The sequence below is a fragment of the Archangium violaceum genome (genome assembly GCF_016887565.1).
In the GTDB taxonomy this organism is placed as follows: Bacteria; Myxococcota; Myxococcia; order Myxococcales; family Myxococcaceae; genus Archangium; species Archangium violaceum_B.
Map to the genome: position 1 here is coordinate 11,395,419 of NZ_CP069396.1, position 23,351 is coordinate 11,418,769.

At 69.6% G+C, this 23,351-nt stretch carries 21 protein-coding genes; 13 read left to right on the forward strand and 8 right to left on the reverse strand.

Features of this window, described 5'->3' with window-relative positions:
* The first annotated feature begins 50 nt into the window (after positions 1-50).
* The 6 genes from JRI60_RS45380 to JRI60_RS45405 all read left to right on the forward strand — a co-directional run bounded on the left by JRI60_RS45380 (position 51) and on the right by JRI60_RS45405 (position 5,375).
* Entirely contained in the window at positions 51-935 is an 885-nt protein-coding gene (locus JRI60_RS45380; RefSeq protein ID WP_204222314.1) for a DUF4202 family protein, read from the forward strand.
* The gene (locus JRI60_RS45385; RefSeq protein ID WP_204222315.1) at positions 932-2,020 is read left to right on the forward strand and encodes a CgeB family protein; all 1,089 of its coding nucleotides are present in this window, start codon (positions 932-934) and stop codon (positions 2,018-2,020) included. The genes JRI60_RS45380 and JRI60_RS45385 overlap by 4 nt, the downstream gene beginning before the upstream one ends.
* Positions 2,021-2,159: 139 nt before the next feature.
* Positions 2,160-3,026 (forward strand): PIG-L deacetylase family protein, encoded by an 867-nt coding sequence (locus JRI60_RS45390; protein ID WP_204222316.1) that lies wholly within the window; start codon positions 2,160-2,162, stop codon positions 3,024-3,026.
* Positions 3,017-4,042 carry a GNAT family N-acetyltransferase gene (locus JRI60_RS45395; protein WP_204222317.1) on the forward strand — a complete coding sequence of 342 codons (1,026 nt, stop codon included), beginning with the start codon at positions 3,017-3,019 and terminating at the stop codon, positions 4,040-4,042. Before JRI60_RS45390 ends, JRI60_RS45395 begins: the two co-directional genes overlap by 10 nt.
* A 153-nt stretch (positions 4,043-4,195) precedes the next feature.
* A complete protein-coding gene (locus JRI60_RS45400) occupies positions 4,196-4,459 on the forward strand; it encodes a DUF2188 domain-containing protein (protein WP_204222318.1) in 264 nt (87 codons plus the stop codon).
* Between the two features lie 109 nt (positions 4,460-4,568).
* Positions 4,569-5,375: an FRG domain-containing protein gene (locus JRI60_RS45405; RefSeq protein WP_204229374.1), complete on the forward strand. Its 807-nt coding sequence runs from the start codon at positions 4,569-4,571 to the stop codon at positions 5,373-5,375.
* Here the strand turns inward: JRI60_RS45405 and JRI60_RS45410 are convergent.
* The 5 genes from JRI60_RS45410 to JRI60_RS45430 all read right to left on the reverse strand — a co-directional run bounded on the left by JRI60_RS45410 (position 5,372) and on the right by JRI60_RS45430 (position 10,776).
* The gene (locus JRI60_RS45410) at positions 5,372-5,554 is read right to left on the reverse strand and encodes a hypothetical protein (RefSeq protein ID WP_204222319.1); all 183 of its coding nucleotides are present in this window, start codon (positions 5,552-5,554) and stop codon (positions 5,372-5,374) included. The two genes, JRI60_RS45405 and JRI60_RS45410, sit on opposite strands and share 4 nt — an antisense overlap.
* A gap of 225 nt (positions 5,555-5,779) precedes the next feature.
* The gene (locus JRI60_RS45415) at positions 5,780-6,364 is read right to left on the reverse strand and encodes an alpha/beta hydrolase (RefSeq protein ID WP_204222320.1); all 585 of its coding nucleotides are present in this window, start codon (positions 6,362-6,364) and stop codon (positions 5,780-5,782) included.
* Between the two features lie 233 nt (positions 6,365-6,597).
* On the reverse strand, positions 6,598-7,731 hold the full coding sequence (locus JRI60_RS45420; RefSeq protein WP_204222321.1) for a hybrid sensor histidine kinase/response regulator: 1,134 nt from the start codon (positions 7,729-7,731) through the stop codon (positions 6,598-6,600).
* A gap of 7 nt (positions 7,732-7,738) precedes the next feature.
* Positions 7,739-8,188, reverse strand: coding sequence for a response regulator (locus JRI60_RS45425; RefSeq protein WP_204222322.1), 450 nt, complete (start codon positions 8,186-8,188; stop codon positions 7,739-7,741).
* Positions 8,185-10,776 carry a PAS domain-containing protein gene (locus tag JRI60_RS45430; RefSeq protein ID WP_204222323.1) on the reverse strand — a complete coding sequence of 864 codons (2,592 nt, stop codon included), beginning with the start codon at positions 10,774-10,776 and terminating at the stop codon, positions 8,185-8,187. Before JRI60_RS45430 ends, JRI60_RS45425 begins: the two co-directional genes overlap by 4 nt.
* Positions 10,777-11,065: 289 nt before the next feature.
* On the opposite strand from JRI60_RS45430, the gene JRI60_RS45435 reads away from it, so the two are divergent.
* Both JRI60_RS45435 and JRI60_RS45440 read left to right on the forward strand, forming a co-directional pair.
* Complete coding sequence (locus JRI60_RS45435) at positions 11,066-11,350, forward strand: DUF427 domain-containing protein (protein ID WP_204222324.1); 285 nt, start codon at positions 11,066-11,068, stop codon at positions 11,348-11,350.
* Between the two features lie 99 nt (positions 11,351-11,449).
* Positions 11,450-13,498, forward strand: a complete 2,049-nt coding sequence (locus tag JRI60_RS45440) for a TonB-dependent receptor family protein (protein ID WP_204222325.1) — start codon at positions 11,450-11,452, stop codon at positions 13,496-13,498.
* A gap of 6 nt (positions 13,499-13,504) precedes the next feature.
* Here JRI60_RS45440 and JRI60_RS45445 read toward each other — a convergent pair whose 3' ends face one another.
* Both JRI60_RS45445 and JRI60_RS45450 read right to left on the reverse strand, forming a co-directional pair.
* Positions 13,505-14,107 (reverse strand): DUF4276 family protein, encoded by a 603-nt coding sequence (locus JRI60_RS45445; RefSeq protein ID WP_204222326.1) that lies wholly within the window; start codon positions 14,105-14,107, stop codon positions 13,505-13,507.
* A complete protein-coding gene (locus JRI60_RS45450) occupies positions 14,104-15,273 on the reverse strand; it encodes an AAA family ATPase (protein WP_204222327.1) in 1,170 nt (389 codons plus the stop codon). Before JRI60_RS45450 ends, JRI60_RS45445 begins: the two co-directional genes overlap by 4 nt.
* Before the next feature lie 99 nt (positions 15,274-15,372).
* On the opposite strand from JRI60_RS45450, the gene JRI60_RS45455 reads away from it, so the two are divergent.
* The 4 genes from JRI60_RS45455 (at position 15,373) to JRI60_RS45470 (ending at position 19,694) form a co-directional block, all read left to right on the forward strand.
* Complete coding sequence (locus JRI60_RS45455) at positions 15,373-17,178, forward strand: acyl-CoA dehydrogenase (protein ID WP_204222328.1); 1,806 nt, start codon at positions 15,373-15,375, stop codon at positions 17,176-17,178.
* A 1-nt stretch (position 17,179) separates the two neighbouring features.
* The gene (locus JRI60_RS45460; RefSeq protein WP_204222329.1) at positions 17,180-18,010 is read left to right on the forward strand and encodes a hypothetical protein; all 831 of its coding nucleotides are present in this window, start codon (positions 17,180-17,182) and stop codon (positions 18,008-18,010) included.
* 115 nt (positions 18,011-18,125) lie between these two features.
* Positions 18,126-18,962 (forward strand): M48 family metallopeptidase, encoded by an 837-nt coding sequence (locus tag JRI60_RS45465; protein ID WP_204222330.1) that lies wholly within the window; start codon positions 18,126-18,128, stop codon positions 18,960-18,962.
* 90 nt (positions 18,963-19,052) lie between these two features.
* Positions 19,053-19,694, forward strand: coding sequence for a hypothetical protein (locus JRI60_RS45470; RefSeq protein WP_204222331.1), 642 nt, complete (start codon positions 19,053-19,055; stop codon positions 19,692-19,694).
* Between the two features lie 69 nt (positions 19,695-19,763).
* Here JRI60_RS45470 and JRI60_RS45475 read toward each other — a convergent pair whose 3' ends face one another.
* Positions 19,764-21,980 carry a M4 family metallopeptidase gene (locus JRI60_RS45475; RefSeq protein WP_204222332.1) on the reverse strand — a complete coding sequence of 739 codons (2,217 nt, stop codon included), beginning with the start codon at positions 21,978-21,980 and terminating at the stop codon, positions 19,764-19,766.
* 288 nt (positions 21,981-22,268) lie between these two features.
* On the opposite strand from JRI60_RS45475, the gene JRI60_RS45480 reads away from it, so the two are divergent.
* Positions 22,269-23,321 (forward strand): DUF1615 family protein, encoded by a 1,053-nt coding sequence (locus JRI60_RS45480; protein ID WP_239470105.1) that lies wholly within the window; start codon positions 22,269-22,271, stop codon positions 23,319-23,321.
* Positions 23,322-23,351 lie beyond the last annotated feature (30 nt).

The window sequence follows — 23,351 nt, forward strand, 5'->3', positions numbered from 1 at the left end:
GCGACAGCAACTTGACGCGTCATCACGGCGGACCATCCGCGGGGGGGGCGATGTTGCGACAGCTGCTGCTGTCCGGAACCGGAATCCAAGCCGACGGTGCGATGCGGGCCCTGCCCGGCGCCTTCGCCCTGCTCGCCGAGGAGTTTCCCACCATCACCGTGCGGCCCCTGGATGCGGCCAGCGACACGAACGTGTTGCGGCTGGATGCCCAGGAGTGGCGCGCCCCCGGCTTCGATCCGTTCGACTGGGACGAGCGCGTCTTCGGCGCCGCCACCGGGTGCGCGCAGGGCCACGGTCTCGCCCTGCACCTCACCGGCTCGCCCCACGAGGCGCTCGCCGGCACCGCGATGGAGATCCTCACCCGCTACCAGGGCCTCGTCGGCCGCCGCAACGCCGAGTCCGAGGGGCCCCTCTTCGACGCCATCCTCTCGCGGCACCTGGCGCTGCACGACCTGAGCAAGCCGCTCGTCGTCGCGGACCACCGGCATGCGCTGGACACGTGGCAGTGGGTGCTGCGGCTCGCGCCGCACGCCGACCTGGCCCTCCAGGTCGCGGCCCTCTTCCACGACGTGGAACGCCTGCTGTCCGAGGCGGACGTGGCCTGTGAGCTGCTCGCGGAGGTGGGCGTCGACGCGGGCACCCGCGAGCGCGTGCGCTGGCTCATCGGCCGCCACGAGCGCCCCCAGGAAGACGTGTGCCTCGCGCTGCTCAACGACGCGGACGCCCTCTCCTTCTTCTCGCTCAACGCCTCCGGCTTCGCCCGCTACTTCCCGCTCGAGCACACCCGCCGCAAGGTGGTCTACACGCTCCGGCGGCTGCGTCCCAGCCAGCGCTGGCGGCTGGCGCGTGTCCGGCTCGCGCCCCAGGTGCGTCGACTCCTCGAGGAAGCCATCGGAGCGATCACCCTCCCCAACACGATGCAGGAGTCGGCATGAAGTTGGTGATCTTCGGCCTCACGGTCAGTTCCTCCTGGGGCAATGGCCACGCCACCCTCTGGCGCGGGCTCATCTCCGCCCTCACCGCCCGCGGGCACCGCGTGGTCTTCTTCGAGAGGGATCAGCCCTTCTATGCCTCGCACCGCGACCTGCTCGCGCTGCCCCGGGGCGCGGAGCTCATCCTCTATTCCTCGTGGGACGAGGCCCTGCCGCACGCGCGCCGGCACCTGCGGGACGCGGACGTGGGCATGGTGACGTCCTACTGCGCGGATGGCATCGAGGCGGGCCGCCTGGTGCTGGGCTCGCCCGTGCCGGTGAAGTCCTTCTACGACATGGACACGCCCGTCACGTTGGAGCGGGCCGAGCGCGGAGAGCGCGTCGAGTACATCGGTCCGGAGGGACTGGGGGACTACGACATCGTCCTGAGCTACACGGGCGGCGAGGCCCTCACGGGGCTGCGGCGGCTCTTCGGCGCGCGCCATGCCGTGCCCCTGTATGGCAGCGTGGATCCGCGGGTGCACTACCCGGTGCCGCCGAAGGAGCACTACCAGGGGCACCTGTCGTACCTGGGCACCTACGCCGCAAACCGGCAGCAGGCGCTGGAGCGCCTCTTCCTGGAGCCCGCCAGGCGCATGCCCGAGCGGCGCTTCGTCATCGGCGGGGCGCAGTACCCGCGGGACTTCGCGTGGACGGAGAACCTCTACTTCGTCCAGCACCTGCCGCCCTCGGAGCACCCGTCCTTCTATTGTTCCTCCGCCCTCACCCTCAACGTCACCCGTGCCCCCATGGCCGCCAGGGGCTGGTGCCCGTCGGGCCGCCTCTTCGAGGCCGCGGCCTGCGGCACCCCGGTGCTCAGTGACGCATGGGAGGGCCTGGAGTCGTTCTTCCGTCCCGGCGAGGAGCTCCTCATCGCGCATTCCACCGAGGATGCGCTGGAGGCCCTCTCGCTCTCGCCGGAGGAGCTGGCCCGGATGGGCCGGCGTGCCCGGGAGCGAGCGCTCACCGAGCACACCGCGGAACGACGCGCGGAGGAGCTGGTGGTGTTATTGGACGGTGCGCGCGTCTCGAACCATGTGAGGAACTGAGACATGTGGGGACTCATGAGCGTGGACGTCCCCTCTCCCTCTGGGAGAGGGTCAGGGTGAGGGTCTACGGGCGTTTCGGACGGTGAGTACGGGGGAAGGGAGGCGGCGATGGAAGGAGTTCCGGGAAGGAGGTGCGCGCATGCGACCTCCTGACGAGTCACCCTGGCAGGAGGAGCAGTCGTCCGAGGACACACGGACCGTGGCGGAGGTCCTCGGGCCGCTGCTGCCACCGCAAGCCCTGCATGGCTCCGCCCTGATCGTGGCCGCGCACCCGGAGGATGAGGTGCGGGGAGCCTCGTGGCTGCTGCGCCGCAGCCCCGGCTGTCACGTCGTCCACGTCACCGACGGCTCCCCAAGGGACATGTCGTCGACCCGGCGCGAGGCCTATGCGCGCCTCCGCGAGGAGGAGTCCTTCGCCGCGCTGGCCCTCGCCGGAGTGCCTCCCCATCACCTCCTCTCGCTGGGGGCGGCGGACCAGGAGGCGGCGCTGGATCTCGTCACCCTCACCGAGTACCTCATGGCGCTGTTGAAGGCGCTGCGCCCGGCGCTCCTCGTCGTCCATCCGTACGAGGGCGGCCACCCGGATCACGATGCCGCCGCCTTCATCTCGCACGCCGCCGTTGCGCTGATGGCGAGGGCGGGACGCACGCCGCCAACCCTGCTGGAGATGGCGTCCTATCACCGCCGCCAGGGAGTGCTCGTCACCGGCGAGTTCCTCCCCGCGCCAGATAGCAGTCCGGTGGCCACGGTGTCCTTCACCGACCCCGAGCGCGCCAGCAAGCAGCGGATGCTCGCGTGCTACGCCTCGGAAGCGCGAGAGCTGAAGTCCTTCCCGGTGGAGCAGGAGCGCTACCGGGCCGCGCCTCGCTACGACTTCACCCGTCCGCCACACGAGGGGATGCTTCAGTACGAGTCCAACGTCTGGAGGATGACGGGCGCCCGCTGGCGGGAGCTGGCCCGGCAGGCGCTGGAGAGACTGAAGCTGCCGGAGGTCCCATGGCACTGAGCTCCGACCTGGGCGCGCCCCGGCTCCAACCGGCCCGGGCCCCCGCCCACCTCGAGGTGGAAGAGGTCGTCTCCCCGCGAGGCCTGGAGCAGCTCCGAGGCGAGTGGCGCTGGCTGTGGGCCCGCTGTCCCGGGGCCACCACCTTCCAGCGGCCCGAATGGCTGCTGCCCTGGTACCGGCACTTCGGCCCGGGCTTCTCGCCCCGACCGCCCTGGGTGGTGACGCTGCGGAGCGAGGGCCGGCTGGTGGGGCTCGCGCCACTGGCCATTCGCGAGGAGGAGGGAGCGCGCGTGGTGAGGCTGCTCGGCGAGGGCCTCTCCGACTCCCTCGACGTGCTGATGGATCCGTCCCTGGCACCACAGGGCGTGCGGGCCCTGTTCGACTGGCTCGCCCGGAATGACGAGCGCTGGGACCTGTGCGTCTTCGAGCAACTCCGGGAAGACTCGCCCCTGCTGGCCACTCCCGTGCCTCCGGGCTGGGGCGAGCACAGCGAGGCGCGGGAGGTCTGTCCCCGGACGATCCTCCCCTGGGCGGCGGGGGGACGGCTCGCGGCCATCCTGAGCCAGGCCCGTCACCGCCTGGAGCAACTGGGCCCGGTGCGCATCGAGGAGGCGAACGAGGGCAACCTGGACGCGATGATGGATTCGCTGTTCCGGCTGCGCGGTATGGAGGATGCCACGCTCCAATCCTTCCACCGGGAGGTGGCGCGCGGCCTGCTCGCCGCGCGGGCCCTGCGCCAGTACACCCTCCACGTGAATGAACGGCCGGTGGCCGTCTTCCACGGCTTCCAGGACGGAGCGCACGTCCGCTATCACCTCGGTGGGGCCGATCCGGACTTCGAGCGCTACCACGTGGGCCACCTGGTGATCGCCCATGCCCTCGAGGAGGCGGCGCGCTCCGGGGCGACGGTGTTCGACTTCCCGCGTGGCTCCGAACCCGCCAGGTACCTCTGGGGCGCGAGGGAGAGCCGGGACCACCGGCGCAGCGTGTGGCACGGCCCCGAGACGAAGATGTGAAGCCGCGGAGGCGCGGCTCATGAGACGACAGGCGGAGAAGCACCTGCCCCATCGGGAGGGATTGACCTGGCGGACAGGTGCCTTTCCGCCGCCTCGTCAACAGATTACCCGCATGCGGCTCTCCACTGGGCAGTCCCGGCGAGGAACACGTCCATGACCCTGGCGATGCGAATCGAGCGTGAACAGCTGCAGTCGCACTCCGCACCCCGTCGGCGCTGGGTGACCGTGGCGGCGGATGGGAGTGGTTGGTACGTCCGGCTCGAAGGCAACCACCGGGTCGACCGATACCCCAACGTCACCCAGGCCATCCACCGCGGGCGGAAGCTGGCGCACCAGCACAAGCCCTCGGGCCTCGTCATCCAGTACCAGGACGGAGAGGAGGAGGAGCTCCAGTACGAGAGCGTGGCGAATCCTTGAGGGCCCCGTGACGGGCCCGTGAAAACCTTTCACTTCCCGACGTCCCGAGCCCCCACGAAGCTGGTGGGGGCACGTGCCAGAACACCGGGCGCTGCCCATCTTCCGTCCCGTGCAGGAGCAACGCGTCGAGAACTGGGTGGAGTTGCAGGATGCGCTCTTCGCGGGCTCGTGGAACGAGACCCTCAAGCGTTTCCGCCCCACCCTCGCCTTCCGCGGCATGCCGGACTCGAGCCATGACCTGGCCACCAGCCTCAACCGGCGCGGCGGCAACTACTCCCGCCAGGAGCACGTCATGCTGCGCGCCTTCCGCAAGTACGCGCGCGGCACCAGCAACCCCTGCGAGTCCATCTGGGACTGGCTGTCACTCGCCCAGCACCACGGGCTGCCCACGCGCCTGCTGGACTGGACCTTCAGCCCCTACGTGGCGCTGCACTTCCTCACGGAGAACCCGGAGCTGTACGGCATGGACGGCGTGGTGTGGTGCGTGGACTACCGCGAGACGAACCGGCTCCTCCCCCGTCCCCTCAAGGCCCAGCTCCAGGAGGAGGGCGCCGACGTCTTCAGCGCGGAGATGCTCGCCGAGGTGGCCGACAACCTCGCCACCTTCGATCGGCTCTCCCGCGGCCCCTTCGTGCTCTTCTTCGAGCCGCCCTCCATCGACGAGCGCATCGTCAACCAGTTCGCCCTCTTCTCGGTGATGAACGACGCCTCGGCGCGGCTGGACGAGTTCCTCGAGCGCCAGAAGAAGGGCGTGCGCCGGCTCATCGTCCCCGCGCGCCTCAAGCAGGAGGTGCGGGACAAGCTCGACCAGGCCAACATCACCGAGCGTGTGCTCTTCCCTGGCCTGGACGGGCTCTCCCGCTGGCTGCGGCGCTACTACAACCCGCGGCCCCCCGGCGCCCCCCGTCTCCACTAGGGACTGGAGTGGGCCTCCCTCTGCCCGGGCAGCCGCTGGTACTGAGTGGCGCGCCCCTCCTCCTTCACGCGCTTGTCGCTGAGTCTGCTGATGCCACCCAGGACGATGGTGAGCGCGATGACGAGGAAGAAGAAGACGAGGACGGCGAAGAAAAACCCCATGGCGAACATGTCACCCATCGAGCGACCTCCTTTCGGCTCAAGGTAGGGCCGCTGTGGGAGCCCGTGCCTGCCCCCTCTCCCTCTGGGAGAGGGCTGGGGTGAGGGTCTGCCTCCCCGCTCGCCCTCCACCTCTCCCCGGGCTTGCCGTCTCCCCCGGACCACCAGACCTTGAGTGTCGAGTTCAACACACCCATCCCGACGGAGGACGCACGTCCGGTTTCGACTCCCGTTCACCCGATACCCTCACCCCAACCCTCTCCCGGAGGGAGAGGGAGTCAGCTCGCGCAACAGCCAGTCACGGACCACCGTGAAGACACGCTCGGCCGCCTCGTCCAGCACGTGCCCCGCTCCCGGAATGAGCTCCAGCGCCTTCTTCCCCCGGGCCCTCTCGTAGATGGACCGTGAGCAGCTCGGCGGCAGCACCGCGTCCGAAGCGCCGTGGATGAGCAGCAGCGAGCGCGGCGGCAGCTCCGACACGGCCTCCGCCCCGTAGCTCTGCGGTGACAGTCCCACCACCGTCGTCACCCAGGGCGACTGCGCTCCTGCGCCGATCATCACCGCCCCGCCGAACGAGTGCCCCACCAGCGCCACCCGCTCCAGCCCGTGCTCCACCAGGAACTCCACCCCCGCGAGCACGTCATGCACCGACTCCGCCAGGTCCGTCGCGTGCCGGTACTTCAGCCGCAGTGTGGACAGGCCCTGCCGCAGCAGCTCCTCGCCCAGCCGTGGATACAGTCCAAGGGCCGGCGTGTCGAAGCCTCCCCCCACTCCCCCGGCCAGCAAGGCGCCCGCCTTCGCTCCAATGGCCTCGTACAGCAGTACATCCACCGCGCCCCGCCTCGTGCGCAATGTAAATGACCGCGGCTCCATACCCGCCCCGTCTCGCGGCGTTTCCATCTCGGGTCCGCTCCTGCTGTCGTTCCAACCCTTGCCTCTAGGGTGGGCATGAGCGGCAGGCTGGGAAGGCGTGCCATATCGGGCGGGAGAGCGAAGGGTAGACCCTCACCCTGGCCCTCTCCCAGAGGGAGAGGGGATGGACACCGTGGGGAATCCGGAAGGGCTCAGGTCTTCGCGGCCGGCGGATGGCGCGGCAGGTTCAGCCAGAAGCAGGTGCCCTCCGCCTCCGTCGAGCGGACCTGCAACGCTCCCCCATGCGCCTTCACGATTTCATGGGTGATGTAGAGCCCCAGTCCCAACCCCGAGCGCGAGCCCGAGCGGGCACCATCCCGCCCGCGCACGAACGGGTCGAAGATGTGCGGCAACCGCTCCGAGGGAATCGGGGAGCCCAGGTTGTGCACCTCCACCCGCACCCCATCGCCCTCGTCGCGCGCCAGCACCCGCACCGCGCTGTCCTCCGGCGAGTACTGCACCGCGTTGCCCACCAGGTTGGACGCCGCCTGGGCGATCCGATCCGAGTCCCACTCGCCCCAACCGGTGCCCGACACGCCCAGCTCGAAGCGCCGCTTGGGATGCGCCACCTCCAGTTCCTCCACCACCTGCCGCAGCACGTCGTGCAGGTTCATCCACGTGCGCTGCAGCGGGTAGCCTCCGCCCAGCCGCGTGCGCGTGAAGTCCAGGATGTCGGAGATCATCCGCGCCATCCGGTCCGCGGAGATGGAGATGCGGTTGACGGCCTTGCGCTGGGGCTCGGACAGGCCCCCGTAGCGCAGCAGCAGCGCCGCGTTGCCGGAGATGGCCTGCAGCGGATTGCGCAGGTCGTGCCCGAGGATGCCCAGGAACTGCTCGCGGAACACCGCCGTCTGCCGCGCGGCCTCCTCGCGCTTGAGTCCCTCCTCCGCCCGCTTGCGCTCGATGGCGTAGCGCAGCGCGCGCACCAGCAGCGGCCCCGTCACCTGGCCCTTCACCAGGTAGTCCTGCGCGCCCGCGTGCACCGCCTTCATCGACAGCTGCTCGTCGTCCGTGCCGGTGAGCACCACCAGCGGCAACATGGGCGCCGCCTGCAGCATCCGCTCGATGTTGGAGATGCCCTGCCCATCCGGCAGCGCCAGGTCCAACAGCACCACGTCCAACCCCGGCTCGCTCACCACCGCGAGCGCCTCCGCCATGCGCGTCACGTGGCGCACCTCGAAGCGCACGGACGGCACCTCCTTCAGCTCCTCCTGCAGGAGCCGGGCGTCCCCGGGGTTGTCTTCCACCAGCAGCAGCCGCAACGGCCGTCCCTCGTTCTGGGTCATGGTGGCCTCACTCCCCCGAGGGCAGCCGCACCACCGACAACCAGAAGTCGTCGATGGAGCGCACCACCGAGATGAACTGATCCAGATCCACCGGCTTGGTGATGTAGCAGTTGGCGTGCAGGTCGTACGTGCGCAGGATGTCCTCCTCCGCCTTCGACGTGGTCAACACCACCACGGGGATGCGGCGCAGGCTCGAGTCCTCCTTGATCTCCGCCAGCACCTCGCGCCCGTCCTTCTTGGGCAGGTTGAGATCCAACAGGATGAGGTCCGGCCGCGAGGACTCCGCGTGGGGACCCTCGCGGCGCAGGAAGGCCAGCGCCTCCACCCCGTCGCGCGCGACGGAGAGGCGGTTGCGCACCTTGCCCTCCTTGAGGGCCTCGATGGTCAGGCGGACGTCTCCGGGGTTGTCCTCCACCAGGAGGATTTCGATGGGCCGTCCGCGGGTGTCGTCACTCATGAAGTAGTGCCCTGGGGTGAGGGGGTGGGAATGGCGGGAAGGGTGAACCAGAACGTCGTTCCCTGTCCGAGCTGCGAATCCAGTCCGATGCGGCCACCGTGCCGCTCGACGATCTTCTTGCAGATGGCGAGTCCGATGCCGGTGCCGGGGTACTCCTCCTTGCCGTGGAGCCGTTGGAAGATGACGAAGATGCGTTCGTAATACTGCGGCTCGATGCCGATGCCGTTGTCCTCCACGGTGAAGCGCCACTCGTTGCCCTCGCGCTCGGCTTCCACCAGCACCCGGGGCGGCGTCTTCCCGCGGAACTTCAAGGCGTTGCCCACCAGGTTCTGGAAGAGCTGGATGAGCTGCGTCTCGTCCGCCATGACCGGCGGCAGCTTCCCCTGGACGAGCGTGGCCTCCGTCTCCTCCACCAACGTCTTGAGGTTGGCCAGGGCCTTCTCCAGCGCGCGGCCGGAGTCGATGGGCTTGAACTCGTGGCCCCGCGTGCCCACGCGCGAGTAGGCCAGCAGGTCCTGGATGAGCCGCTGCATGCGGTTCACCCCGTCCACCGCGTAGGCGATGAACTCGTCCGCGTCCGAGTCCAGCTTGCCCTGGTAGCGCCGGGCCAGCAGCTGCGTGTAGCTGGCCACCATGCGCAGCGGCTCCTGCAGGTCATGCGAGGCCACGTAGGCGAACTGCTGCAGCTCCTCGTTGGAGCGCGCCAGCTCCCGGGCATGCTCCTGGAGGGACAGCTCGGCGCGGCGGCGCTCGAGGCCCTGGGCCACCGCGTCCGCCACCGTGGCCAGCGTGGCCAGCGCTTCCTCCTCCAGGGGGCTCCTGCCGAAGACGGAGAGCACGCCCACCAGCTGCCCGCGCACCAGCAGCGGGGTGCCCACGAAGGACACCAGTCCCTGGGCCTGCATCCACTCGCGAGACCGGACACCGGGGTGTTGCAGCACGTCGTTGAGCAGCAGGGGCTGGCGCGTCTGCCCCACCGTGCCGACGAACCCCTCCCCCAGCGCCAGACGGGTGGGCTGGATGGAGGAGGGAACGGCGACGCCGGCAGTGCCTTCCAACACCAGCGCCTGGGCCTCCCGGCTCCACCCCCACACCTGCACCAGCGCCAGCGCCGGCAGGCTGCGCACCATCGCCCCGGCACAGTCCTGCATCAACCGGGAAGGAGCCTCCTCGCGCGACAACACCTCGCTCACCTTGATGCGCAGGGACTCCAGCTGGCGGGCACGCTGCTCGCTCTCCAGCCGCCGCGAGGACTCCTCGGCGCGGCGCTGGGCGGTGATGTCCGTGGTGGTACCAATCCACTCGCGCACGGTGCCCTCGGGGTTGAGGAGGGGCACCGCGCGGCACACGGTGATGGCGTAGCGCCCGTCCGGCAGGCGGACGCGCATCTCCACCTCATAGGGCTGTTTGAGCGCCCGCGCCGCCTCCCACCCACGCCGCACCCGCTCCTGGTCCTCCGGATGGATGGCGGCGAGCCAGCCATGGCCCCGGTAGTCCTCGTAGCTCTGCCCGGTGAAGGCCCGCCAGGAGGGCGAGTCCTCCTCCACGAGCCCATCGGGCCGGCGGACCCAGACGGCCTGGGCGCTGGCGGAAACGAGCGAGCGGAAGCGCTCCTCGGCGCGCAGGGCGTTGCCGTAGAGGCGGGCGTTGTCCACCGCGAGCGCTGCGCGGGACGCCAGCTGCTCGGCGAAGACCACGTCCGAGGGAGTGAAGCGCCGGCCGGACTCGGCGGTGACGAGCGCGAGGGCTCCGAAGGTACGGCCCCGCGCCGTGAGGGGCACGGTCAGCGACGAGCGCAGACCCAGCTCACGGGCGATGCGCAGTTGCTCCTTGTCCCGGCAGGCGGCCACCAGGAGCGAGTCGGGGATGTCCGGGAGCACCGAGGAGCGGCCGGTACGGATGACCTCGTGGATGCCGTGCGGGTCCTTGGGGTCAGGCGGGTAGCGCCGGCGCAGCTCATGGGCCCACTTCGCCTTGGAGGGATCCACGTGCGCCACGGCGAGCAGGCGCACGACGCCGTCCTCGCCCTGGATGTCGATGGAGCACCAGTCGGCCATCTGGGGCACCGCCAGGCGGGTGAGAGCCGCCAGCGTCGTCTCGTAGTCCAGCGAGGAGGCCAGCAGCGAGTCGGCCTGGGTGAGGAACCGCATCGAGTCCGCGGCGCGCTTCTGCTCGTCGATGTCGGTGCAGGTGCCGAACCACTTGACGATGCGACCATCGGCATCGCGCACGGGCTGGGCGCGACCGAGGAACCAGCGGTACACGCCGTCGTGGCGCCGGCAGCGGTACTCCACCTCGTAGGTGTCCCCGGTGCGCAGCGAGTGCAGCCAGCGCTTCTGCGCCTCTGGCACGTCCTCCGGATGGAAGGGCAGGCGCCAGCCGTCTCCCTGGGTCACCTCGAGGGACGAGCCGGTGTAGTCGTACCAGCGCTGATTGAAGTAGTCGTGGTAACCATCCGGCCGCGTCGTCCACACGAGCTGGGGGATGGCCTCGGCGAGCTGCCGGAAGGTGGATTCCCCATCAGGATGACTCAGGGTCTTGCTCAGCAGCGTGTGCACGTCCGTTACGCGTCGCTCGGTGGAGTTCATGAAGGGGGGACGTGGGACGTTAACAGCGCCAGAACAGTCCGGAGCCGCCCCTCCCATTCAGCCCCCAACGGCTTTCCACCAGCGGACACTCCCGAAATGGGTGTTGCACACCCGGAGGACGGAGGGCGGGGTCCTCGCCAGGCCGCCCGGTCCACGGAGGGAGGAGCGCGAGCCGGCGCGAGTCATCACCTCCGCTGCTCGTGACGAACAGAAGGAGCTGTCGGTGGTGGCGCGAAGCCATCGGCGGGAGCAGACATGAGGGGAGACGGGACGCGAGGAGGAGGACCCCATGGCGCGGGCGATGTGGAACGGAGTGGTGCTCGCCGAGAGTGATACGTACGAGCTGGTGGAGGGGAACGTGTACTTTCCGCTGGAGTCGGTGAAGCGCGAGGTGCTGAAGCACAGCGGCACGCACACGACCTGTCCGTGGAAGGGAGTGGCGAGCTACTACGACGTGGTGGTGGACGGAAAATCGAACAAGGACGCGGCGTGGTACTACCCGGAGCCGAAGGAAGCGGCGCGGAACATCCAGGGCCACATCGCCTTCTGGAAGGGAGTGCAGGTAGAGCGCTAGCGGACCCGAGCGGTACCGGTGCACACTTCCCCTCTCCCTTCGGGAGAGGGACGGGGTGAGGGTACCCGTCACCGAGTTCCCCAAGAAGAAGGTTCGTGGATGTCCTGGCTCCTCCCCTGCGCGCTCCTCACCGCCACCCTGTCCCAGACTCCGACCCCCGAGGAGCCCCCATCGCCCCCCGCGGCCAGCGTGCCCGGAGAGACGACGGTGGTGGCGCCGAGAGTACCCACGCCGCTGAGCCGAACGCCGACGGCGGTGAGCGTGGTGGAGAAGGAAGACATCCAGGAGGGGCGCGCCACGCTGGGCCTGTACGAGGCGCTGGTGGGAGTACCGGGACTGCTGACGCAGAGCCGGAACAACCATTCGCAGGACCTTCGGCTCTCCATTCGAGGCTTCGGGGCGCGCTCGGCGTTCGGCATCCGGGGGGTGACGGTGCTGGTGGACGGCTTTCCGGAGACGATGCCGGACGGGCAGACGAACGTGGACAGCCTGGACATGGCGTCCACGGCGCGCATCGAGGTGCTGCGGGGCCTGTCCTCGTCGCTGTACGGGAACGCGGCGGGGGGAGTGGTGAGCATCACCACGGAGGAAGGCCCGGAGCGGCCCTTCGTGGAGGCGCGGACGCTGCACGGAGACGCCGGCTTGTGGAAGCTGCACGCGAAGGGCGGCGGAAAGAGCGGGGACGTGCGCTGGCTGGTGAGCGCCTCGAGGCTGGAGCAGGGCGGGTGGCGGAGGCAGTCGGGCACGGAGCAGGTGCTGCTGAACGGGAAGGTGAACTGGACGCCGGATGAGCGCTCGAAACTCACGGCGGTGCTGTCCCTGGTGGATGCGCCCGAGGCGGGGGATGCCGGAGGGCTGACACAGGCAGAGGTGGAAGGAGACCCCCGTCAGGCCTCGCCGCTCAACCTGAGCGCCCGAGCGGGCGAGTCGGTGCGACAGGGCCGGCTGGGGCTGACGTACCACCGGCGCCTGAGCGAGACGCAGGAGGTGGAAGCAAGCGGATTCCTGGCGCTGAGACGCTTCCAGAACGCACTGCCCTCGGTGGTGGTGGCTTTCGACCGGACATTCGACGGGGTGTCGGTGCGCTACGGCAACCGGGCGCCGCTGCTCGGGCTGCGCAGCCGCTTCACCTTGGGAGCGGAGTTCCAGTCCCAGTCGGACCGGCGGAAGAACTTCGACAACGTGGACGGCCAGCCCGGGAGCACGTTGCAGCTGGACCAGGACGAGGACGTGATGTCCCTGGGCCTCTTCGCGCAAGAGGAGTGGGAGCTGCGCGAGCGCCTGACGCTGGTGGCGGGGGCGAGGTACGACGTCTCGCGCTACGGGGTGGAGGACTTCCTGAAGGAGGACGGGGACGGGACGGGGACGCGGACGTTCCAGCAGCCCACGGGGAGGCTGGGGCTCATCTGGGCACCGAGGCCGGAGGTATCGGTGTTCGCGAACGTCTCGCAGGCCTTCGAGGCGCCGACGACGACGGAGCTGGCGGTGCAGCCGGGGTCGGGCGGAGGACTGTCGAGGGACCTGAAACCCCAGCACTCGGACGGGGTGGAGCTGGGAGCGCGAGGACACCTGTGGGGCCGGCTGCGCTACGACGTGGCGCTGTTCGCGGTGTTCATCCGTGACGGGCTGGTGCGCTTCGAGGACGAGACGGGGCGGGCGTACTTCCGCAACACGGGGCGTTCGCGGCACATGGGGGCGGAGGTGGCGCTGGAGACGAAGGTGACGGAGGAGTTGCGGGTGCGCGCGGCGTACAACGCGTTGCAGGCGACGTTCCGCGACTACACGTCACAGGGGAAGCAACTGCGAGGCAAGTCCATCCCGGGCATTCCGGCGCATCAGGTGAGCGCGGAGGCGGTGTACCAGCACGCGAGCGGAGCGAGGGCGGCGGTGGAGGTGTTCAGCGCGGGAGGGCTGTACGCGGACGACGCGAACACGGTGCGCGAGCACACGGCCTGGGTGGTGAACGCGAGGCTGGGGCACCACTTCCAGCTGGGCGTCTTCGAGGTGAGCCCGTTCCTGGGGCTGCAGAACCTGCTGTCGGCGCGCTACAGCGACAACGTGCGGGTGAACGCGAGCCGGGGGCGCTACTTCGAGCCGGCGCCGCCCCTGACGGTGTACGCGGGAGCGGGCCTGTCGCACCGCTGGTGAGGGTGCTCAGGCCAGGGGCGTCGCGGGCACTCCACAAAGCTCGGCGATCGAGCGAACCAACTTGTCGAATGACGCGGAGCGCTCTCGGAGGAAACCGATATCGATGCGCCGCGTCTCCTGAAGCTGGTGCACGGTCGGGGAATAATCCGGGACGAGCTTCCTCATCGTGCCCTTGGCGCCACGCCCCGACACCGGCACGGCCACTCCCGCCGCCATCAACTCCGCATCCGGCCGGCTGAGCAGAAGCCACATCTCGTACTCATGGACGGCCATCACGGCGACGCCAGCCCCCAGACGGCGCATGACGCGTGTGGCATCCGGTCCCCATACCGCGGCGCAATCCTCGTCCTCGTCACACAGCAACAACACGGCATTTCCAGGACGAGGCCGCCGCTGCGCCAGCACCATCGCCTTGACGACCTCGTCCTCGCGGCACGGCCGCCGAGGCCTCGGATGGCGAGCATCCACGAGCGCGGAACGCTTCCGGCGAATGGGCTCGGGATCCACCACCCAGCCCTGGACTCCAAGGTAGGCCATCACCCGGGCACACAGGTTCGGGATGGCGGCGACCTCCCCCTCCCCTTCCACGACACAGACGAGTCGCTTCAAGTCAGATCGCGCGGATCCAGCGACTCTGGCTCCTCGCCCTCGATCCGGAGCGGCTCGCTACGCGCGAGCTCCGACAGGCTCAAGAGTCCCTCTCGGACGACCTCTCGCTGGGCCGTGGAGAGAGGACCGATTCGCGTGGTCCCGTTCCGGTAGCCACACACGAGGATCTCCTCGTCCTGGGCCGCGTCCAGCAGCTCGGGGCTGTGGGTCGTCACCAGGACGGAGCCTCGCTGCGAGGCGAGCTTCAGCACCTCGAAGAGCAACGCCGCGGCCCCAGGATGGATGGCGACCTCGGGCTCCTCGACGATGAGCAGTTGAGCAGCAGGAGGTAGAGGCTGCGCCGTATGGGAGAGGGTCTGGGCCGCGACGATGATGCCCAGGGTCCGAAGAGCCCCTTCCGACATGTTGGCCGCCGCGAAATGCGCCACGCCCATGGGCTGTCGCTGGCTGAATCGCAGGACCAGGAACCCGCCCGCCTCCTCGACGAAGATGTCCTCCAGCCCGGGGATGAGCCGCCGCATGGACAGCAGGATGAAATCGAACGCCCTCCTATCCTGACTACGGAGACGCCCCAGCACGCTGGCGATGTTGCGCCCGTTCTCCTGGAGCCGTCCCGCTTCGCCAGGAGGTTGGGGCACGGTCATCTCGGCCAGGTCCAGACGCAGCCGATGCACGTCGATGACATACTCGGGAGCTATCTGCCTGGCGTAGAGCAGGATGCTCGTCGTGGGCGGCAGGTGTGTGAACCCGAATCCTCCACCTTGCATCCCGCGTCCACCCTCACGCGTGAATTGGAGGTCCCTCTTCCCCGCCTCGACGACCTCGAGGGTCTCATCCAAGAACCTCCACCTGTTCCCCGCCTCTGGCGCTATCGAGCAGAATTGCTCGACATACCTCGAAGCAAACTCCTCCCTGCTTCCGCTGGCGCGCACCCTCACCTGGAGCGTGTCGTCATCCCCGACGCCCCAACGCCGGATGGACGCCAATCCACCCCGCCGCTGAATGGCGGATGCGGCATCGATGCCCAGCTCACTGGAGAGCACGAGCGCGTCGACGAAGTTGGTCTTGCCGCTGCCGTTCGGTCCCACCAGGACCGTGAAAGGCGCCAGTTCCACCTCCGCGCTCTCGATGCTCCGGTAGTTCTTCAGCGCGATCCGCAGCCACATGCAGCGTTCATCCCTTGTCCCACACGCCGAGTCAATCTGTCCGCTTCCTGAGCGTCCACCCTCCTGCACGCCACGCCTCCATGGCATAACACTCCCCCCATGACCGCCCCCGCCTCGAACCCACTGATCTCCGACCGCGACGTGGACTTCCAGCTCTACGAGGTGCTGGACACGGAATCGCTCTGCAAGCTCCCGGCCTTCGCGGACCACTCGCGCGAGACGTTCACGCTCTTCCTGGACAGCACGCGCCGCTTCGCACGGGACGTGCTCTTCCCCACGTACCGCCTCATGGACGCCGAGCCCCCGGTGTTCCGCGACGGCCGCGTCCACGTGCACCCGCTGATGCGCAAGCTGTATCCGCAGCTGGTCGAGCTCGGCCTGTTGTCGGCCACGCGGCCCGCCGAGGTGGGCGGCCAGCAACTGCCGCTCACGGTGTACTCGCTGGCCTCCGCGTACCTGATGGCGGCCAACCTGAGCGCCTACGGCTTCGTCGGCCTCACCACCGGCGCGGCGCACCTCATCGAGGCCTTCGGCAACGCCTGGCTCAAGGACACGTTCATGTCCCGCATGTACCGGGGTGAGTGGACGGGCACCATGGCCCTCACCGAGCCGCAGGCGGGCAGCAGCCTCGCGGACGTGCGGACCCGGGCCACGCTGGCGGCGGACGGCACGTACCTCATCACCGGCTCGAAGATCTTCATCAGCGGCGGGGACCAGGACTTCACGGAGAACGTGGTGCACCTCACGCTGGCGCGCATCGAGGGCTCGCCGCCGGGGACGCGGGGCCTGTCGCTCTTCGCGGTGCCGGCGCGCCGGCCCGAGGGGGGCCGGCTGGTGGACAACGACGTGCGGGTGGCGGGGGCCATCCACAAGATTGGCTGGAAGGGCATCCCCAGCCTCGCGCTCAACTACGGCGAGGGCGGGGACTGCCGCGGGTGGATTCTGGGCGAGCCGGGCAGGGGCCTGTCCCAGATGTTCCAGATGATGAACGAGGCGCGCATCATGGTGGGCCTCAACGGCGTGGCGACGGCCTCGGTGGCGTACCAGGAGGCCCTGGCGTACGCGCAAAACCGTCCCCAGGGGCGCCCCTCCTGGGAGAAGGACGCGACCCGGCCGCAGCACCCCATCATCGAGCACGCGGACGTGCGGCGCATGCTGCTGCGCCAGAAGGCCATCGTGGAGGGCGGCCTATCGCTGCTGGCGGCCGCCTCGTGGCAGTCGGACGTGGCGGCGCACGGGAAGACGGAGGAGGAGCGCAAGCGCGCGGGGCTGCTGTTGGATCTGCTCGTGCCGCTGGCCAAGACGTTCCCCGCGGAGAAGGGCTTCGAGGCCAACACTCTCGCGGTGCAGGTGCACGGCGGCTACGGCTACTCGACCGAGTACCTGCCCGAGGCGTGGCTGAGAGATCAGAAGCTCAACAGCATCCACGAGGGCACCACGGGCATCCAGGGGTTGGACCTGCTGGGGCGCAAGGCGATGGCGGCGGGCGGCGCGGCGCTGCAGGCGTTCTCCGAGGAGGTGGAGGCCACGGTGGAGCGGGCGCGCCGGGCCGGCGTGGACCCGGCCTGGGGCGACGCGCTGAGCAAGGCCATGCAGCAGGTGACCGAGCTGACGATGGACCTGGGCGCCGCGGGCATGGCCGGCGAGGTGGAGCGCATGCTGCGCCACAGCGCGCACTACATGGAGCTGTTCTCCGTGCTGGCGGTGGCGTGGCGGTGGCTGGCGCAGGCGGCGGCGGCGCAGGAGGGCATCGCTCGCGGCGGCGGTGACCGCGGCTTCTACGAGGGCAAGCTGGCCGCCGCGCAGTACTGGCTGCATACGGAGCTGCCCCGCGTGTCGACCCTCGTCTCGCTGTGCCGCTCGGGGGAGGATTCGTACACGCGGATGCGGCCCGAGTGGTTCTGACATGTCCGTCTCGTTCCACCTGTGCCAGCCCGGCCGTGGCGCCTCCTGCGGGGCGTGCTGCGGCCTCTACAACTTCCGCGACCACTCGCGCGCCACGCTCACCGAGCGTCTCGCCACGCAGACCGACACCTTCCGCCCCCTCCCCCAGGAGCCCGAGGCCTGGCGCTCCGCGGCTCGCGGCCTGCTCGAGGCCCGCCAGGCCACGCCTCCCCTCTTCCCCGCCGTGCGCGTCTGCCCCCTGCTGGGCTTCCTCGATGCCGAGCGCACCCGCGTGGGCTGCCTCGGCCACCCCAAGGTCACGGGCGGCGCGGATCTGCGCGACTGCGGCGTCTACCGCGCCGACATCTGCGAGACCTTCACCTGCCCCTCCTTCACCTGGCTCTCGGACGCACAGGCCCGGCTCGTCCAGGCCGCGTGCGCCGACTGGTATTTGTACGGGCTCGTCATCACCGACGTGGAGCTCGTCCGCGGTTGTCTGCGTCTGTTGGAGTGGGAGCTGGCTGGGCCCGTGGACCCCGAGGCCCTCATCGCCCGTCCCGCTACGCTTGAGGCCGTGCGCCAGCTCTTCGCCCTGAAGGAGACCGCTCCCGGCCGCGGCTCCCACGCCGCCGTGTTCGGCCGGTTCACCCCGGACACCGAGGGCGAGCCTGTCTCGCGCAACCTCGACTACGCCGCCCTGGGCGCTCGCGCCTCCCCGGAGGATGAGGTGGTGCTGTGCCTCGGGTATGTGCCCCAGAGGCTGGAGGAACTCACCGCGGCTCGGGAGTTGGTTCGCTCGCATGTGCACGCCGTGGCACGTGCGCTCACGGTACGGCCCATACCCTCACCCTAGCCCTCTCCCAGAGGGAGAGGGGACATACACGGGGGCTCGGTGGGCTTTCTTCTGTGCGCCCGAGCGGGCAGGCGCCACGTGGTCTCTCCTGGGTCCAATGTCCATCTGGAGACATATGAGACCCCTCGTCCTCGCCTCCGCTCTCCTGGCGCTGCTGCTCGGCTCGGGCTGCGCTTCCCTCGCCTCAGCCACCCGCCCCGCCACCCGCGCCATCGGCGAGCTTGTCCTCTCTCCCCAGGATGAGCTGCGGATCGGAAACCAGCTCGCCTCCCAGGTGAGACAGCAGGAGAAGGTCCTCGAGGATCCCCAGGTCCAGAGCTACGTGAACACCCTCGGACAACGCCTCGTTGCCCAGGTGCCTGGCAAAGAGCGGCCGTTCGACTTCCACTTCACCGTCATCGACGCCCCCGACAACGTCAACGCCTTCGCCCTGCCCGGTGGTCACATCTTCGTCTACTCGGGCCTCATTCGCGCGGCCAGCAATGAGGCCGAGCTCGCCTCGGTGCTCGGCCACGAGGTGGCCCACGTCGCCTCCGGCCATGCCCGTCAGCAGCTCGCCAGCCAGGTGGGATTGGGCACCCTGCAGCAACTCCTGCTCGGGAACGACCCGCACGTCCTCGCCCAGCTCGGCAGTGCCATCGCCTCCCAGGGCTACCTCGCCGCCTACACCCGCGGCATGGAGAGCGAGGCGGACAAGCGCGGTCTGCAGTACCTGGACACTGCCGGGTATGACCCGGCCGCGATGGCGCGCTTCTTCGACAAGCTCGGGAAGCTGGAAGGTTCCAAGCCCAACTTCGTGAGCTCCTTCTTCGCCACCCACCCCAATCCCGGCGCACGCGCGCGCGAGGTGAGCTCCCTCATCGAGTCGCGTGGCTATGGCGGAGGCCAGGAGGCCATCGTCAGCAGTGACTTCCAGAACATCCAGGCCCGGGTCGGCGGACCGGTGCGCTGAGCCACCAGTGAACAGGACGCCGGGGCCTGCCTTGCCGCCCCGCCCCTGGCTCCCCACCTTCCCCCGGCGGGAGAACGCCGGGAGTGTGGGATGTCCAGATGGGCGATGGGGTTGGGGCTGGTGGCATGGAGCGTCCTGTGCTCGACGGGATGCCGGAAACCCGCGGGGCCGGAGATCGCGGTGCCCGCCCCAGCCGAGTCCCGCCCCGGCAAGACCATCGATGTCGTCGAGTTACCAGAGCTCACGCCGCTCCCCGTTGAGGCCAGCAAGGCCGATCCTCCCCCGCTCCCCATCGCCACCACCCAGGTGACGGATGAGGAGCAACCTCCTTCACGACTGCTGGAGACGGACTCCGAGGCATGGGAGTGGCCGGAGCGCCGCACCGTCCGCACAAGCCCTGAGGAGGACGAGGAGCGTGCCTGGTTCCGCCAGGCCGCCGAGGCCGCGCGCGCTGGCAACACGGGCGTCTCCGCCTCCGACCCCGTCGAGGAGGTCATCATCGCCAGCGGCACCGTGGACGGGCGGGTGCGGCGCGTGCGGCCCGACACCATCGAGGTGAGCGACAACGAGGGCAACGTCTACGAGCTGCGCATCGACAACCGCAGCCGGGGCCTGCGCCGGGGCCGCCACATTCCCCTCAAGCGCATCACCGAGGGCATGCCCGTGCGTGCCTCGTTCGACCTCGTGGGCGGCGGAGAGAGCCTCGCGCGCGACATCGAGCTGCGGCGCTGAGGAAAAGACGACGGGCGGTCCCCCCATGAAAAGGACCGCCCGCCATTCAACCCATCCTGTACGTCGGGACTACGGCTTGGTGTAGCTGATGGTCAGGCTGTAGGTGGCCGCGGTGTAGCCGCGCACCATCACGTAGGCGCTGCTCTGGCCCGCGGGCACCGTCAGGTCGCACGTCTCGGAGGCGCCCGAGGCGTACGGACGGCAGTTGTACGTGGTGGTGGTGGGCGCCGCGCCGAAGCGGACGTACAGGTCGGGGTCGCCCGAGCCCGTCATCACCACCTTGAACTTGGTGCCAGCCACCACGCTGTAGGCGCCGTAGTTGACGTTCGCGCCCGAGGCCACGCTGCCGCTGACCGTCGTGGTCACCGGCGTGCCCGTGCCACCCGTGCCCGTGCTGTACGTGCCCTTGAGCGAGGTGCCCGAGTACGCCGAGAAGGCATTCACCATCACGTACCAGGTGCCCGCGGCCGGGTTGGTGAAGGGGCAGCTCTCCGCGTTGCCGCTCGCGTACGGACGGCAGTCATAGCTGCTGGCGGTCGGCAAGGCGCCGTACTTCACGTACAGGTCCGCGTCACCCGTGCCGCCGCTGATGTCGAACACCAGGCTGCTCTGGCCGGCGGGAACCTCCAGCGTGTAGTACTTCTTGCTGCCCGAGCTGCCGGAGATGCTCACCGCCACGCCGTTGCTCAGCGGCGTGAGCACCGGCGGCGGAGGCGGCACGCCCACGGCCTTCCAGGCCTCGGTCACCGCGGCGGCCTCGGCCGAGCCCGCGCCGTAGAGCGCCTCGGCGGCCTGCACCGTGTACGTCTTGGCCTGCTCGAAGGTGGTGCTGGAGGTGAACAGGTCCGTGTTGGCCTTGTAGAAGATGCGGCCGGCCTTCTCCGGGCCGATGGCCGGCACCGTGTTGGTCGTCTTGCCGCGCGGGTGCGTGCCACCCTTGGACAGCAGCGAGAACACCAGGTTGCTGATGCCCGAGCTGTAGTGCACGTCCTGGCCGGCGTAGTCCGCGTACGAGTCGAGCGACACGCCGTCCTTGGCCGGGTCGTCCATGTAGCGGAGCGCGTCACCCGCGGTGGCCGGCGTCCAGATGTCCTCGCCAATCTTGAAGACGTCCGCGTCCACGGCCCAGTTGCGCGACCAGCTCTCGCACACACCGGCGAAGATGTCGGACATGGACTCGTTGAGGCCACCGGACTCACCCGAGTACACGAGGTCCGACTCACTGTCGGTCACCGCGTGGGTCAGCTCGTGGACGGTCACGTCCAGGTCCAGGCCCAGCGCGATGGAGTCCGTGCCGTTGCCATCGCCGTACACCATCTGGGTGCCGTCCCAGTAGGCGTTGACGTAGTTGGAGCTGTAGTGGACGGTGCTGATGAGCGTGGCGCCCGCGTTGTTGTACGAGTCGCGGCCGAACAGCGTCTTGTAGCAGTTGTAGGTGTCGCCCAGCTTGTCGTAGTTGGTGTCGACGTGGTTGTCGCCGATGGCCGCCTGACCCTCACTGCGCTTGAGGGTGCCCGGCGTGCTGGTGCCGTTGTTGGCCGAGTACACCTTGCGGTTGAGGGCCGAGTGGATGAGCGGGTTCACCAGCAGGATGCCACCGCGCCGCGCGTCCACGTAGACGAGGTCGTCGGCGGGCATGCCGTCGCGCTCGCCCTGCACGCGCACCTCGTAGGCCAGCCGGGGCTCCTGGCTGCCCTCGGTGCTCACGTAGACCAGCTTCGCCTCGCTCCCGGAGGCCCCTCGCGCGGTGGAGCCGTCCACGGCCGCTCGCAGCGCGGCCTCGGGCGCCACGCTGGCCTGGGCCGCCCCGCGCTCACCGGCCCGGAGCGAACCGTTGGCCGAGTAGATGTTACCCGCCCCGTCCGCGTGCAGGATGAGCTCGCCGCCCACCACGCGCAGCCCGTTGAGCGTCTGCTGGAAGCGCAGGTGCTGGTGGCCGCGCTCGTCCACCGAGGCCCGCTTGAACACCAGGTCCTCACCACTCACGCGGAACACCGGCGCGATGTCCTCCAGCGCCGCGCGCAGCGAGTCGTTCGCCCGGAGCGCGCCCACCTTGTCCGCCACGCCCTTCACCGCGCCCAGGTTGCCGCTCACCACGTAGGGCACGCCCGAGTCGCTGGTGGCCACCACCCGAGCGTCCTTGAAGCGCGCCAGGGCCGCCTGGATGTCCACGTCCTTCGCACCCGCCCGGACGGCCTCCTCGTTGACGTCCGTCGTCGAGCCGCAAGCCGCGAGACTGGCACCGAGCCACGCCGCGCAGAAGGTTCTCCACAGTCGATGAGCCAAGGCGATACCCCCTCTGAAGAAGAGAACTGTGTCTTGACATACGTATTAGACCGCATTCAAGAGGCTCTGATGGTTTTCAGGATTTTTTCTATTTCAGGGGCTGTAAACCTCGCTCCGAAGCCACTTGTCTCCGTCCCGACCCGCTGCGATGGTGCGCGATTTTTCCACCGGGCGCCGGGCCTGCTGGCGCTGGGACTGCTCGCGCTCCTGTCCGCGTGTGCCCGCAACGTGCGCCCCACGGAGCCCCCCCTCCCGCCGCGAGTCACGGTGGAGCAGGCGGCGAAACTGATGCCCCCGGACGAGAAGGACCGGGAGGGCTGGGCGGAGGACGTGATGGCCGCGCTGGAGGCGCATCGGCTGTACCCCTCGGCGGAGGCGGTGTGCTCGGTGCTGGCCGTCATCGAGCAGGAGTCCGGCTTCGAGTCCAACCCGCCGGTGGCGGGACTGGCGCGCATCGTCCAGCAGCGGCTGGACGCCTACGCGGACAAGCTGGGCCCGCTGGGGCCGCCCGCGGTGAAGGCGCTGCTCGAGGGCAAGGCCCCGGGCCAGACGCAGACCTTCGAGCAGCGTCTCAAGCTGGTGCGGACGGAGCGGGACCTGGACCGCATCTTCCGCGAGCTGCTGGAGTTCTACGAGACGGAGTACCCGAAGTCCTACGCCGCGGCGCAGCTGGCGAGCTCGCTCTTCAAGTCCACGCGGCTGGAGGACCTCAACCCCATCACCACCGCCGGCTCCATGCAGGTGAGCGTGAAGTTCTCGGCGGACCTGGCCGGCGGGGACGAGCAGGCGATGCAGCGGGTGCGCGAGGAGCTCTACACGCGCGGCGGCGGGGTGTACTACGGCACGGCGCGGCTGCTCGGCTACGAGGCCCACTACGACGACCCCATCTACCGCTTCGCGGACTACAACGCGGGCTTCTACGCCTCGCGCAACGCGGCGCTGCAGGCGCAGGTGAGCCGCCTCACCGGCATCAACCTGGTCACGGATGGAGACCTGCTCGCCTACGACAAGCAGGGCGAGCCCCTGGACCAGGACAGCAACTCGCTCAAGGCGCTGCTCGCCTTCCGGCAGCGGTACGCCTCGGACGACCTGAGCGAGCGGCGGGTGCGCAAGGACGCGCTGCAGGAGAAGGAGCTCGCCTTCGAGGAGACGGACACCTGGAACGCCATCAAGCGCGCGTACCAGGAGGTGACGGGCGAGACACCCGTCTACGCGCAGCTGCCCACGGTGGTCATCCGCAGCCCGAAGATGAGCTCGGAGCGCTCCACGGCGTGGTTCGCGCAGTCGGTGAACAGGCGCTACCAGAAGTGCATGGCCCGCTACGCCGCCCTGCCGAAGTAGCGGGGGTGGCGGGCCATGCGGCGCCCTCAG